The organism is Pseudomonas frigoris, assembly GCF_047758635.1.
GTDB lineage: Bacteria > Pseudomonadota > Gammaproteobacteria > Pseudomonadales > Pseudomonadaceae > Aquipseudomonas > Aquipseudomonas frigoris.
This window is the reverse complement of sequence record NZ_CP180479.1, coordinates 1543153-1556111: the sequence shown is the minus strand read 5'-3', so window position 1 is coordinate 1556111 and position 12959 is coordinate 1543153. Positions and strand designations below refer to the sequence as shown.

Annotated in this window: 13 protein-coding genes; 3 read left to right on the top strand and 10 right to left on the bottom strand. The window is 60.2% G+C overall.

The genetic code is table 11. The annotated features are described in order from the left end of the window. Positions 1-35 precede the first annotated feature (35 nt). Positions 36-665: a flavin reductase family protein gene (locus tag ACMXYH_RS06970; RefSeq protein ID WP_415766683.1), complete on the top strand. Its 630-nt coding sequence runs from the start codon at positions 36-38 to the stop codon at positions 663-665. Here ACMXYH_RS06970 and ACMXYH_RS06965 read toward each other — a convergent pair whose 3' ends face one another. Both ACMXYH_RS06965 and ACMXYH_RS06960 read right to left on the bottom strand, forming a co-directional pair. Beyond that, entirely contained in the window at positions 666-896 is a 231-nt protein-coding gene (locus ACMXYH_RS06965) for a hypothetical protein (protein ID WP_056741355.1), read from the bottom strand. Between the two features lie 41 nt (positions 897-937). Beyond that, the gene (locus ACMXYH_RS06960) at positions 938-1291 is read right to left on the bottom strand and encodes a putative quinol monooxygenase (RefSeq protein ID WP_134417483.1); all 354 of its coding nucleotides are present in this window, start codon (positions 1289-1291) and stop codon (positions 938-940) included. 335 nt (positions 1292-1626) lie between these two features. Here ACMXYH_RS06960 and ACMXYH_RS06955 point away from each other — a divergent pair, with 335 nt between their 5' ends. Continuing rightward, positions 1627-2556 (top strand): AraC family transcriptional regulator, encoded by a 930-nt coding sequence (locus ACMXYH_RS06955; protein WP_129437935.1) that lies wholly within the window; start codon positions 1627-1629, stop codon positions 2554-2556. Positions 2557-2687: 131 nt separating this feature from the next. Here ACMXYH_RS06955 and ACMXYH_RS06950 read toward each other — a convergent pair whose 3' ends face one another. The 6 genes from ACMXYH_RS06950 to ACMXYH_RS06925 form a co-directional block, all read right to left on the bottom strand. Beyond that, a complete protein-coding gene (locus ACMXYH_RS06950; protein ID WP_415766682.1) occupies positions 2688-3743 on the bottom strand; it encodes an ABC transporter ATP-binding protein in 1056 nt (351 codons plus the stop codon). Between the two features lie 15 nt (positions 3744-3758). Beyond that, a complete protein-coding gene (locus ACMXYH_RS06945; protein WP_129437940.1) occupies positions 3759-4607 on the bottom strand; it encodes an ABC transporter permease in 849 nt (282 codons plus the stop codon). Further along, complete coding sequence (locus ACMXYH_RS06940; protein WP_415766681.1) at positions 4604-5512, bottom strand: ABC transporter permease; 909 nt, start codon at positions 5510-5512, stop codon at positions 4604-4606. Before ACMXYH_RS06940 ends, ACMXYH_RS06945 begins: the two co-directional genes overlap by 4 nt. A gap of 142 nt (positions 5513-5654) precedes the next feature. Then, entirely contained in the window at positions 5655-6758 is a 1104-nt protein-coding gene (locus ACMXYH_RS06935; protein WP_129437944.1) for an extracellular solute-binding protein, read from the bottom strand. A 231-nt stretch (positions 6759-6989) separates the two neighbouring features. Beyond that, positions 6990-8438: an aldehyde dehydrogenase family protein gene (locus tag ACMXYH_RS06930; protein WP_415766680.1), complete on the bottom strand. Its 1449-nt coding sequence runs from the start codon at positions 8436-8438 to the stop codon at positions 6990-6992. Between the two features lie 8 nt (positions 8439-8446). Then, positions 8447-10084 carry a 5-guanidino-2-oxopentanoate decarboxylase gene (locus tag ACMXYH_RS06925; protein WP_415766679.1) on the bottom strand — a complete coding sequence of 546 codons (1638 nt, stop codon included), beginning with the start codon at positions 10082-10084 and terminating at the stop codon, positions 8447-8449. Positions 10085-10243: 159 nt separating this feature from the next. Here ACMXYH_RS06925 and ACMXYH_RS06920 point away from each other — a divergent pair, with 159 nt between their 5' ends. After that, complete coding sequence (locus tag ACMXYH_RS06920; RefSeq protein ID WP_415766678.1) at positions 10244-11125, top strand: LysR substrate-binding domain-containing protein; 882 nt, start codon at positions 10244-10246, stop codon at positions 11123-11125. A 128-nt stretch (positions 11126-11253) separates the two neighbouring features. On the opposite strand, the gene ACMXYH_RS06915 is transcribed toward ACMXYH_RS06920, so the two are convergent. After that, positions 11254-11868, bottom strand: a complete 615-nt coding sequence (locus ACMXYH_RS06915; protein WP_415766677.1) for an NAD(P)-dependent oxidoreductase — start codon at positions 11866-11868, stop codon at positions 11254-11256. Between the two features lie 41 nt (positions 11869-11909). After that, on the bottom strand, positions 11910-12791 hold the full coding sequence (locus tag ACMXYH_RS06910; protein WP_415766676.1) for an MBL fold metallo-hydrolase: 882 nt from the start codon (positions 12789-12791) through the stop codon (positions 11910-11912). Between the last annotated feature and the right edge of the window lie 168 nt (positions 12792-12959).

Here is a 12959-nt window from a genome sequence, read left to right as displayed (position 1 = left end):
TCTTCGCTACGAACCGAATTCAGGAACCCCATGCCATGGCTGACGACATCCATTTCTACGAACCCGCCAACGGCCACGGCCTGCCGCATGACCCGTTCAATGCCATCGTCGGCCCGCGTCCCATTGGCTGGATTTCCTCCCAGGATGCCGATGGTCGCTTGAACCTGGCGCCCTACAGCTTCTTCAACGCGTTCAACTACATTCCGCCGATCATTGGTTTTTCCAGTGTCGGGCGCAAAGACAGCCTGAATAACATCGAGCGAACCGGCGAATTCGCCTGGAACCTGGCGACCCGTCCGCTGGCCGAGCAGATGAACCAGTGCTCTGCCATGGTCGGACCTGAGGTCAACGAGTTCGAGCTGTCCGGGCTAACCCCGGCAGCGTCGAAAATCATTCAGGTGCCACGCATCGCCGAAAGCCCGGTGTCCTTCGAATGCAAGGTCACGCAGATCATTCAGTTGCAGCGGGCCGATGGCAACGTGGTGCCGAGCTGGCTGATTCTCGGCGAAGTGGTCGCCGTGCATATCGCCAAGTGGCTGTTGAAGGATGGGGTGTACGACACCGCCGCGGCAGAACCGATTCTGCGCGGCGGCGGGCCAGCGGACTATTTCCAGCTGGGGCCTGAGGCGTTGTTCAAGATGTATCGCCCGGGGGCGGTCAAGTAATTACCAGATCAGGTCGCCGTCTTCGCTGACGTCTTTGAGGTGTGTCAACTGCAACGCGGCGGCTTCATCGGCCTCGCGGGCAGTTTTGAAGGTCTGTTCTTCGAGCAGCTTGTGAAAGCGCGGTGCACCCGAACCACCGATGGCCTTGGTGGCGATTGCGGCGTGATAGCCGCCTTCACGGGGTACTACGGCAGATACCGCTTCGAAGGTTTCAAAGGCTTTGCGTGCCATGTCGCGGATCCTGGCTGATTGAGAGTTGAGCCATTAAACCCTCAACCCGCCATTTTGTGTACCCACGACTGGGACTGTCCCAGCGCCTGGGCAGCAGACACGTCCTTGAAGGTATGAAAATCCAGGCTGTTGACCACCAGGTCTTGCACCAACTCGGCAAAAATCTGCATGGCCGGGGTGCTGAAGTAAGCGGTCATGGCCTGCTGATTGGTCCAGAAACCGGACACCAGCCACAACTCGGGATCGCATTGCGAATGTTGCAGGGCAAAATTCAGGCAACCCGGTGCGCTGCGGGACGGCTCGATCAAGGCGCTGAGGCGCGCACCGAGTTCCGCCGAACGCCCGGCGCGGGCGCGGACAAAGGCCATATGACTGACGGGGATCTGCGTAGACATGTTCAACCCTCCCAGGTACTCAAGTGGCAACCGTGGGACGGGCTGCGACAGGATCCAAGGTTAAGCGCGCCCCTTCCATCGCGGTTAGTCGATTCCTGCCGGCTTGTTGCACAATCCTGCGCGGCTTCTCGAAAAACCTGGAACAACCTGTGAAAGCTTTCGTACCGATGAAACACAGTTTTCAAGCAAGTTTTCCTTGGGTTGCCCTGTCATAGAGGTGCCGTTAATTCACTCCGTGCAGAATCAGGCAAGGTTGAGGCAGGATGTATCTACCGCTTCGTCTTGCACAAACTTAAGCTCGCCTCATTACTGACGCCCCACCGAGGATGCCTTGCATGTCGTCGCTCGATCATTTTCAAGCCCCGCTGGACGCCGACATGGAGAAACAGCGAGCGGAACTGGCCGCTATCATTCGCCACAACACGGCGGAGGATGGCACTTATGCGACTGCCGTCGGCTCGCTCTTCATGTCTCGCCACAGTAAGTCCCATGAGTTTGCCCCGGTACTGGCGCAACCCGCGCTGTGCATCATGGCGCAGGGCCGTAAAGAGGTCAGGCTGGCCGATGAATACTTCAATTACGATCCGCTGAATTACCTGGTGGTGTCGGTTTCGATGCCACTGAGCGGGCGCGTGGTGAACGTCACGTCTGAAGAACCGATCCTCGCGGTGCGGCTGGATATCGACCCGGCGGAAATCACTGCGCTGATTGCCGATGCCGGTCCTCTCGGGGTGCCCACCCGGCCGACGGGGCGCGGCTTGTATGTCGAACGGATCGACACCGCGATGCTTGACGCGGTGTTGCGTCTGGCACGTTTGCTGGATGCGCCAAAAGACATCGCCATGCTCGCACCGCTGATTCGCCGGGAAATTCTGTATCGGCTATTGCGCAGCCAGCAGGGCCATCGGCTGTACGAAATCGCTATCGCCAACAGCCAGAGCCATCGCATCAGCCAGGCGATCAAATGGCTCAACGGCAACTATGAACAGCCGCTGCGCATCGATGATCTGGCGAAGGAAGTGAACCTGAGCGTGTCGACGTTGCATCACCGGTTCAAGGCGATGACGGCGATGAGTCCGTTGCAGTATCAGAAGCAACTGCGCCTGCAAGAAGCGCGGCGGTTGATGCTGGCGGAAGGGCTGGAGGCTTCGGCAGCGGGGTATCGGGTGGGGTATGAAAGCCCCTCGCAATTCAGCCGGGAGTACAGCCGGTTGTTTGGGGCTCCGCCGTTAAGGGATTTGGCGCGGTTGCGGTTGATGGTCTAGCTGAATCGTGTGTTGTTTGTGCCGGCCCCTTCGCGAGCAAGCCCGCTCCCACAGGGGTCTGGTGTACACCGGTCCAATGTGGGAGCGGGTTTGCTCGCGAAGAGGCCGGTACAGTCAATCCACCTCTAATGTCAGGCACCGAGTACGCGGCACGCCTCAGCTGGAAGGGTCACCGACACCGGATTGCCAATGCTCAACCCAAACCCCTGACACGGCGTGCTCAACGCCGTAAACGACACCCCGGAACACTCCACGGTCGTCTCAATCGTCGCGCCAATATCACGCACAAACGTCACCTTACCGAGCAACCGATTCCCCGCCGTCGCCTGTGGATGCGACAGTTGCAGGTCCTCAGGGCGAATCAGCATCTTCACTTTCTCACCCACCACGATGCTGCTGCAGATCGGCACTTCCAGCGCCTCGCCACCCGGCAACCCGACCTTCCCGTTGCCCAGTGCCGTGGCCGGGAAGATATTCCCCGAGCCGATAAAGTCCGCAACAAATTCATTGGCCGGGTGACGATAGATTTCAATCGGCGTGCCCACTTGTTGCACGCGATGCTCACCCAATACCACAACGATATCCGCCATGGTCATGGCTTCACGCTGGTCGTGGGTCACCAGGATGGTGGTGATGTTCAAGCGTTGTTGCAGCTGACGGATTTCCACCTGCATCGACTCGCGCAGCTTGGCGTCGAGCGCCGACAGCGGCTCATCCAGCAGCAGGATTTTCGGCCGCGAGGCAATCGCCCGGGCAATCGCCACGCGCTGACGTTGACCGCCGGAGAGTTTGGCCACCGGGCGATCAATCATCTCGCTCAGCTGAATCAGCTCGAGCAACTCCACCACCCGCGCCTGCTGATTGGCCTTGCTGACCCCGCGCAGTTTCAGCGGATAGGCAATGTTCTCCCCCACCGTCATGTGCGGAAACAGCGCCAGCGATTGAAACACCATGCCGAAATTGCGTTGATGCGCCGGGGTGTGGCCGATGTCTTCACCGTCCAGGCGAATCTCGCCGCCGCTCAGGGTTTCGAGCCCTGCAATCATTCGCAGCAACGTGGTTTTGCCGCAGCCCGACGGGCCGAGAAAACACACCAGTTTGCCCTCAGGCAAATGCAGGTTTACATCCTTTACCGCGCAGGCCGAGCCGTAATGTTTCTCGACGTTTTCCAGAATCAGACCAGTCATGTTGCACCTCAAGAATCAGAACGAAACGCCACCTTCACCAACCAGCTTCTCCAACGCCCATATAAGGACGAAGTCGATCAGCACGATCAGCACGGCAAACGAGAAAACGGTAGGGTCGAGCGATGACACGGTGCGGCTGTACATCCAGATCGGCACGGTCATGACGTCGATGGTGTAAAGGAAGTAGGTCACGGTGAATTCGTTGAACGAGACGATGAACGCCAGCAGCATCCCCGCCAGAATCCCCGACTTCATCAGCGGCACCACCACATCGATAATCGCCCGGGTCGGTGAAGCGCCAAGCATCTGCGCGGCTTCTTCGACTTCGCTGCCAATGGAGAGCATCGCGGCGGTGCAGTTTTTCACCACGAACGGCAGCGCCAGGATCACGTGTGCAATCACCAGCCGCGAGGTGGTCATCTGGAACGGCAGGCTGTCGAACACCAGCAGCAACGCCAGGCCCAACACCACCATCGGAAACACCAGCGGCAGCGACATCAATTGCAGCGCCACGGCTTTGCCGCGGAACTCGCAACGGGTCAGGGCATAAGCGGCCGGCACCGCAATGATCGTTGCAAACACCATGGTCAGGCACGCCACCATCAGGCTGGTGGTCATGGCCTTGCCGAGGCTCAGCACATCGCTGGCATCCGGCGACACGAAGGTGTGCCAGGCAGCCTTGTACCATTGCAGGCTGTAGCTGCTCGGCGGGAAGTCGAGGTTCGACGCACCGCTGAACGACATCACGATCATGGTCAGGATCGGCAACACCGCCAGCAGCAGGATGAAGCCCGACAGGATGCCGGCAAACTTGCCGGTCTCGCCGGGCAGCAGCCCATAACGTTTCTTGATCAGGGTGCTCATTGGGAAGCCTCCAGCATGCGCCGACGACGGCCAGTGATGTATTCGGACAAGGTCATGATCGCGAGCGTGGTGACAATCAGCACCACACCGGCAGCGGAGGCGGCGGGCCAGTTCATCAGCGGGGCGATCTGGTCATGCACCATCACGGCCAGCATCGGCACGCGTCGGCCACCGAGCAGCAATGGCACCACAAAGCTGCTGGCGTTGTAGGCGAATACCAACGTCGCGCCCGTGATGATCCCCGGCATGCTCATCGGCAGCACCACCTGGCGGAACACCTGCAAACGGCTGGCACCCAGGGTTGCAGCGGCTTCTTCATAAGTGCGAGCGACGCCGCGCATGGCGCTGGCAATCGGCAGCACGGCCAACGGGAACGCGGTTTGCACCAGGCCCATCAGTACGCCGTTCTGGTTGTAGAGCAGCATGATTGGGCGCTTGATCAGGCCCAGGCCCATCAACGCCTGATTGAGCATCCCGCCAGGTCCCAGAATCACCAGCCAGCCGTAGCTTTGCAGCAGCAGGTTGACCAGCAATGGCAGCAGCACCGCGGCGAGGAAGATCCGTCGCACGAACGGTGAGGTCAGCCGCGACATGGTGTAGGCCACCGGGATCGCCAATACGACCGCAATCACTGCGCTGATCAGGGCCAGACGCAGGGTCAGCAGCAAGGATTTGAGGTAATACGGTTCCAGCAGTTGGGCGTAACTGGCCAGGCTGAACCCGGTCCATTCCGCGCCTTTGGTGCCCACGCTCATGCGCAGAACCAGCAAGCTGGCGGCGATCAATACGCCCAGAAACAGCATCGACGGCGAGAGAAAAAACCAGGCACGCGTCGTCGGCGAAACACCCCGTTTGGTGCGCACTGGAGCGACGGCGACCGGATGAGTCAGAGGTTGGTGTTCCATAGCAAGGGTCTCGTCAATGGCAGATCAGGAATATCTCGCGCCCGGCCCTGTAGGAGCTGCCGAAGGCTGCGATCTTTTGATCTTTTTCAGAGCCACCGAAGAGCAGGATCAAAAGATCGCAGCCTTCGGCAGCTCCTACGGATCAGGAAGAAAAGATTTCCGTGTAACGACGAATCCATTGGTCATGCACGGTGGCCAGGAAGGCGTTGTCGTGCATGATCGCCTTCTCGGTAATCTGCTCTGGCGTGAGGATGAACGGGCTCTTGCGCGCTTCGGCGGAGATGATCGCCTTGGCGTTGACCGGGCCGTTGTAGATGTCTTCAGCCATCTTGCCCTGCACCAACGGGTCCAGAGAGTGGTTGATGAAGGCGTACGCCATGTCGGTGTCGCCCGGACGGTTCTTCGGCATCACCGATTGCATCAAGTCGGTGTAGAAACCTTCCTTCATGCCAAAGGTTGCACTCAGACCGTAGGCCGGATCGCGGATCTGTTTCGGGAAGAATGCCGGCGCGTACAGGCCGCCCATGTCCAGGGAACCGGTGCGGAACAGCTCGGCGATCTGGTTCGGGTTTTCACCCAGGGTTACCACGCGATCTTTCAGCTCGGCGAGTTTCTTGAAGCCCGGCTCAATGTTGTGTTCGTCACCACCGGCCAGTTTGGCGGCGATGATGATCAGGTCCATGGCCTCGGTCCAGTTTGGCGGCGGCAGGAAGATGTTCGGTGCCAGGTCCGCGTCCCACAGGGCGGCGTAGCTGTCCGGCGCTTCTTTCTGAGTGCGCGTGCTGTAGACCAGGCTGTTGCACCAGAGCAGGTAACCGATACCGTGGCCATTGGCGCCGGTGCGGTATTTTTCCGGTACATCGACCAGGTTCGGGATGCGGTTGAGATCGGGTTTTTCCAGCAGGTTGGCCGCGGCCAGACCTTCGGCGCCGACGCCTGCCAGGGTGATGATGTCGTACTGCGGACGATCACCGCCGGCCTTGAGTTTGGCGACCATTTCCGAGGTACTGCCGGTACGGTCAGCGATGACCTTGCAGCCGTACTTGTCTTCGAAGGTCGCGGCGATGTTGCGCAGGGCTGCCAAGCCGGTGTCATCGGACCAGGTCAGCAAACGCAGGGTCTTGCCCGCAAAGCGTGTGTCGCTGGCGTTAGCCTTGATGAACGGCATGCTCATGGCGGCCGCTGCCACCGAGGCTACGCCCACGGTTTTGATGAATTGACGTCTGTTCAGATCATGCTCGCCCATTACGGACTCCCTTTGTTTTTGTAGGTATGAGGCTGGTCGCAACCGTTGCATCTGCGCCGCCAGATCTGCTCCAAGCCCCCGTATTCACGGGGTTTGCGCTGAGCCGACGGGTTCATCCTGAGGTCGTGCAAAAAACCTGACTATCGATAAAAACTCATTGAAGCCATGACGCCAGCGCATGCCACGCTTTTTGAAACATAAGCCGAGGCATGCACTGACCCTTTCGAGTAGTCAGACCGCTCGAATCACGTGTTTGATTTCCTGGAAAGCCTGCAAACCCCACGGCCCCAATTCGCGGCCGATGCTGCTCTGTTTGTAGCCACCCCAAGCGGTCTGCGGGAAGATCACTTGCGGCGCGTTGATCCACACAAGCCCCGCCTGCAAAGCGTTGGCGACCCGATCTGCCGCTTCGGCGTCGCGGGTGACCACGCTGGCCACCAGACCGAACTGGCTGTCATTGGCCAAGGCAATCGCCTCGGCCTCGGTGGCAAAACTGCGTACGCAGATCACCGGCCCGAATATCTCTTCACACCACAGCGCACTGTCGAGGGGCACTTCGGTGAAAATCGTCGGCTGCAAAAAATAACCGCGTGACAGGTCTGCCGGACGATTGCCGCCGCAAACCAGTTTGGCGCCAGCACTCAAACCACGATCGATGTGGCCCAGCACACGCTGGTATTGCGCCTGATTGACCAGCGCGCCCATTTCCACGTTCGGGTCGAACGGGTCGGCTACACGAATGGCTTCGGCGCGGGCTTTCAAACGGATGAGGAATTCGTCCGCCAGTTCATCGGCGATCAGCACGCGGCTGGTGGCCGAACACATCTGCCCGGCATTGAAGAAACCGCCACCACAGGCCACTTCGACGGCCAATTCGAGGTCGGCGTCCTTGAGCACCAGCAGCGAGGATTTGCCGCCCAGTTCCAGGCTCACGCCCTTCACGGTTTCTGCGGCACGTTGCATAACTTGAACACCGACGGCGTTGCTGCCGGTGAAGGAAATCTTGGCGATGCGCGGGTCAGCGGACAACGGCGCGCCGACCGCCAAACCAGTTCCGCAGACCAGGTTGAACACACCCTTGGGCAGACCGGCCTCGGCAATGATCGTCGCCAGTTCCAGTTCTGGCAGCGGTGTCACTTCGGACGGCTTAAGCACCACGCAGCAACCGGCGGCCAGGGCCGGGGCGAGTTTCCAGGCGGTGGTGACCATCGGGAAATTCCACGGCACGATCAGGCCGACCACACCGCAGGGTTCGCGGCGCACACGAGCGCTGAAGTCGTCGGTTGGCAGCTCCACATTGCTGTCTTGCTTGGCATCGAGACCTTCGGCTAAACCTGCGTAGTACTCGAAGGTGGCGATCACGTCGTCGACATCGATGGCGGCTTCAAACAGCGGCTTGCCGTTGTTACTCGACTGCAAATGCATCAACTGTTCGCGACCGGCCTGCACGCCCACAGCAATTTTGCGCAGGATCGCGCCGCGCTCGGTGCCGGTGGTTTCCGACCATTCCGTGAAGGCATTGGATGCGGCAGTGACGGCTTGATCGACCGCCAGCTCATCGCCGCCGTTAACTGTGGTCAACAGGGCTTCGGTTGCCGGGTTGATCACGCGCAGGTGTTCGTTGCCAGCGGACCATTGGCCGTCGATGAACAGACCGTTGAGTGCCGTTGGGAAAGTCATGCGGAAAGTCATTTCGACACCGCCTTCATCCACACAGCCTGATCGATTTCAATCAGGGTCGGCCCCTGGCGATCGGCAGCGGCGCGCAGAGCGCTGCGCAGTTGCTCGACACCGCAGACGGCTTCGGCTGCACAGCCCAGCGCCTTGGCCACACCAATGAAGTCGGGGGTGTAGATGTCGACGCCAACCGGCTCGATGGCGCGGTTGACCATGTATTTCTTGATCTCTTCGTAGCCCTGGTTATTCCACAGCAGGACGATCACCGGGGTGCGCGCTTCAACGGCGCTGGCCAGTTCCGGCAAGGTAAATTGCAGGCCGCCGTCGCCGATCAGGCACACCACTGGAGGACGCGCGCCGTTTTCAACGCTGCCGCCGAGCCAGGCGCCAATCGCTGCCGGCAAGGCGTAACCGAGGGTGCCGTAACCGGTGGACGAGTTAAACCAGCGACGCGGGCGCTCCGGGTTGAACGTCAGGTTGCCGGTGTACACCGGTTGGGTCGAATCGCCGACGAAGACTGCGTTTGGCAGTTCGTGCAAGACGGTTTCCAGGAAGCGGGTCTGGGCCAGGGTCGGAGCATCCCAGGTGGCAGCCAGTTCGTCGCGCAAGCGTGCGGCACGGACCTGGCCCCAATCGTTACGGCGCTCAGCCAGCGAGTGGTGGGACAGTTCGCTCAGCAAGGCTTGAGCCGCGTTGCGCGAGTCAGCCACCAACGCGACTTTCGGCGGGTAGTTGCGCACGGTCTGGTCGGGGTCGATGTCTACACGCAACAGCACGCCGGGAATCTCGAAACCGCCGGCGAAGGTCACGTCGTAATCGGTCTCGGCCAGTTCGGTGCCGATTGCCAATACCACGTCCGCTTCAGCCACCAAAGCACGAGTCGCGACCAGGCTTTGGGTCGAGCCGATCAGCAACGGATGGTTTGATTCGAGCATGCCTTTGGCATTGATGGTCAGGGCTACCGGGGCGTCCAGCAGTTCGGCCAGTTCAGTCAACTCGGCCGCGGCATCGATGGCGCCGCCACCGGCGAGAATCAGTGGGCGCTTGGCCCCGGCCAGCAGCGCGGTCATGCGGCTGATTGCACTCGGCGAGGCACCGGCGCGGTCGATGTTCACCGGGACGCTGGCGAGCAGGTCATCGGCCTCTTCGACCAATACGTCCAAAGGAATTTCGATATGAACCGGACGCGGACGGCCGGCCTGGAACAGCGCAAAAGCGCGAGCCAGGACGCCCGGCAATTCAGCCGCCGACATCAAGGTGTGGGAGAACGCCGCAACGCCACCGACCAATGCGCTCTGGTTTGGCAGCTCGTGCAGCTTGCCGCGACCGCCGCCCAACTGGCTGCGCGATTGCACGCTGGAGATCACCAGCATCGGGATCGAGTCGGCGTAGGCCTGGCCCATGGCGGTGGTGATGTTGGTCATGCCTGGGCCGGTGATGATGAAGCACACACCCGGTTTGCCGCTGGTGCGAGCGTAACCGTCGGCCATGAAACCGGCGCCCTGTTCGTGACGCGGAGTGACGTGGTTGATGCTCGAACGGGCGAGCCCGCGGTACAGCTCCACGGTGTGAACCCCGGGAATGCCGAACACCTGCTCAACCCCGTAATCTTCGAGTAACTTGACCAATACTTCGCCGCACGTCGCCATGTCTTTGCCCTTCTTGTTCGTTTGAGACGCCGGACCTGCGCAGTGTTTATGATGAGTGGGCAGGTCCAGGGATGACCTCATTGGAACGGGCGACACGTAGCCGCAACAATGGATAAAAAGTCATACTAGCCATGTCCTCACGTCATACCTTGGATCCCAATGAAACGATTGCCTCCCCTGCCGGCGCTGCACACTTTTCTGATTACCGCGCAGTGCTGCAACTTCACCCGTGCTGCTGAACAGCTGTACATCACCCAAGGTGCGGTGAGTCGGCAGATCGCCGGGCTGGAAGAACATCTGGGTTATGAACTGTTCATTCGCCAGGCCCGAGGCCTTGACCTGACTGCCGAAGGAAGGGAATGGCTGCCACGGGTCCAGCAGATTTTCGGCTTGATCGACGAGGCGGTGGAGCAGATCGGCGAGAAGCGCGAAACCCTGCAACTCAAGGCCCCGACGTGCGTCATGCGCTGGCTGTTGCCACGGTTGTTGCAGTGGCAACGGGAACGCCCGGATGTGCCGGTGGAATTGACCACCACGGTCAAACACGGCGTGGATTTTCATCGCGAGCAATTCGATGCAGCGGTGATGTACGGCGCACCGCCGGACAGCTCATTGGTGTCTCAACATTTGTTTGATGAACAGCTGACGCCGGTCTGTTCCAAGCCGTTGCTCGAAGGTCCGGTGCCGCTGCTGACGCCGGAGGATCTGGAGCAGCACATGCTGCTGCACCCGACCCGGGATGAACGGGACTGGAAGGCCTGGCTGGCCACCGCCGATATTCGCTTGAGCAATGTCGCCAAGGGTCAGCATTTCGAAACGCTGGACCTGGCGATGTCGATGGCATCCCAAGGGACAGGCGTGGCGATCGGGGATTGGTCGTTGATTGGCGATGATTTGAGTGCGGGGCGGCTGGTCATGCCGTTTGAATTGAAGGTGAAGACGGGGTTGGCGTATTACCTGGTTTTCCCCGAGAAACCCGGACCTTCGCCGAAGCTGCGTGAGTTGATGGGATGGTTGGTGGAGCAGGCTCAGAGCCGCTGAGCCCTGCAGGATTGGCGCGCATCCTGTGGGAGCGAGCTTGCTCGCGATAGCGGTTGATCATTCAACGAATATGTCGACTGACCCACCGCCATCGCGAGCAAGCTCGCTCCCACAGGTTTTCAGTGAACTCAATAACCGACGGTGAACCGCTGCCGAGGGTGCTTTGGCACTTCCACTTCATCCAGCATCGCAATCGCATAATCAGCAAAAGCAATCCAGCTCCGCCCTTCGCTACTCACCAGCAAATCATCCTTGCCGATCCGAAACGTCCCCGTGCGCTCACCTTCGACAAACTCTGCCGACGGCGACACAAAGGTCCAGTCCAGCTCTTTTTCCTGCCGCAGGTTTTCCAGAAACAGCGCACCCGCGCTGGCCTCAGCCTTGTACGCCTGCGGAAAACCCTCGCTGTCGATGACGCGGGTTCCGTCCGGCAGCAACAGCGAACCGGCACCGCCCACCACCAACAGACGTTTTACGCCGGCCTTCTGCACCGGCTCGATGACGGCGCTGGCAGGAAGGGTCGCGAAGTGCGCAGCGCTGATCACCACGTCATGGCCAGCGACTGCCGCTTGCAAGGCTTCGGCGTCCAGGGCATCCACATTTCTGCTCACCACACCGGCACGTTGGCCGATCTTCGACGTGTCGCGGGCGATGGCGGTGATGCTGTGACCACGACGCAGGGCTTCTTCCAGCAGTTGGCTACCGGCACGACCGGTGGCACCAATGATTGCGATCTTGCTCATGACGTTCTCCAGTGTTGATCAGTGAGAGTAGGTGAATCGGGTTACCACTTCATCTCGCCCTTGGCGACTTTGGCGCTCAGTTCAAGCGAGCTTTCTTCACCCAGCTTCGGGTAGCGTTTTTTCATCGCTGCGATCAGCGCGGCAGCGTCCTTTGCCTTCGCGGTTTCCTCGTCGAATGCCTTGATGTAATCGGCGGTGAACTGCACGGCGGCCAGCGAACGGGCGCTCTCACCGAGGTAATGACCCGGCACAATGGTTTTCGGTTTCAGGGTTTCGATGGCATGCAGCGTAGTCAGCCAATCGGCGTGGGACTGCGGCGTCTGGGTGTCAGCCATCCACACATGGATGTTTTCTGCGACGACGACGCCACCGACCACAGCCTTGATCGACGGAATCCAGACAAAGGTGCGATCCGGCTGCTTGCCCTCCAGACCCACTACCTGCAACTTCTGCCCTTCGAGCATCAGGCTGTCGCCTTTGAGTACATCCGGCACGATGGTTTTGGCAGGCACGTCGGTGCCCATTTTCGGCCCCCAGAACGCCAGTTTGCCGTCGACGGTTTTCTGGATGTGATCCACGGTCGGCTGCGAGGCGAGCACTTTGGCGTTGGGGAATGCGGCGGTCAGGGTCTCGAGGCCGAAGTAGTAATCCGGGTCACCGTGGCTGATGTAAATGGTGGTCAGTTGCTTGCCGCTGGCGCGGATCTTTTCGACCACTTGCTCGGCCTGGGATTTGCCAAATTGTGCATCCACCAAAATCGCGTCTTTCTCGCCGCTGACCAACACCGAGGTCACCGGGAAGATCGCCTTGTCGCCCGGGTTGTAGACGTCCAGGGTCAGGCTCGATGCAGCCGCTGCGTGGGCGGCGAAACCGAGGGTGGCGGTGGCCAGCAAAATACGTTTAAGCGAGGTGAAGCCGATCATCTGTTGCTCCGTTGTCGATGGCCAGGGTTGGCCGATGGCTCTGTAGGAGCTGACGAGTGAAACGAGACTGCGATCTTGTGACTTTGCTTCTTAAAGGCAAGATCAAAAGATCGCAGCCTCGTTTCACTCGTCAGCTCCTACAGGGGACAGAGCTTAGTTGCATGACTC

Coding starts and splice junctions, on each gene's coding strand:
- ACMXYH_RS06910 (WP_415766676.1), bottom strand. CDS start 12,791: ATGATCGGCTTCACCTCGCTTAAACGTATTTTGCTGGCCACCGCCACC.
- ACMXYH_RS06970 (WP_415766683.1), top strand. CDS start 36: ATGGCTGACGACATCCATTTCTACGAACCCGCCAACGGCCACGGCCTG.
- ACMXYH_RS06950 (WP_415766682.1), bottom strand. CDS start 3,743: ATGACTGGTCTGATTCTGGAAAACGTCGAGAAACATTACGGCTCGGCC.
- ACMXYH_RS06930 (WP_415766680.1), bottom strand. CDS start 8,438: ATGACTTTCCCAACGGCACTCAACGGTCTGTTCATCGACGGCCAATGG.
- ACMXYH_RS06945 (WP_129437940.1), bottom strand. CDS start 4,607: ATGAGCACCCTGATCAAGAAACGTTATGGGCTGCTGCCCGGCGAGACC.
- ACMXYH_RS06940 (WP_415766681.1), bottom strand. CDS start 5,512: ATGGAACACCAACCTCTGACTCATCCGGTCGCCGTCGCTCCAGTGCGC.
- ACMXYH_RS06965 (WP_056741355.1), bottom strand. CDS start 896: ATGGCACGCAAAGCCTTTGAAACCTTCGAAGCGGTATCTGCCGTAGTA.
- ACMXYH_RS06935 (WP_129437944.1), bottom strand. CDS start 6,758: ATGGGCGAGCATGATCTGAACAGACGTCAATTCATCAAAACCGTGGGC.
- ACMXYH_RS06925 (WP_415766679.1), bottom strand. CDS start 10,084: ATGGCGACGTGCGGCGAAGTATTGGTCAAGTTACTCGAAGATTACGGG.
- ACMXYH_RS06920 (WP_415766678.1), top strand. CDS start 10,244: ATGAAACGATTGCCTCCCCTGCCGGCGCTGCACACTTTTCTGATTACC.
- ACMXYH_RS06960 (WP_134417483.1), bottom strand. CDS start 1,291: ATGTCTACGCAGATCCCCGTCAGTCATATGGCCTTTGTCCGCGCCCGC.
- ACMXYH_RS06955 (WP_129437935.1), top strand. CDS start 1,627: ATGTCGTCGCTCGATCATTTTCAAGCCCCGCTGGACGCCGACATGGAG.
- ACMXYH_RS06915 (WP_415766677.1), bottom strand. CDS start 11,868: ATGAGCAAGATCGCAATCATTGGTGCCACCGGTCGTGCCGGTAGCCAA.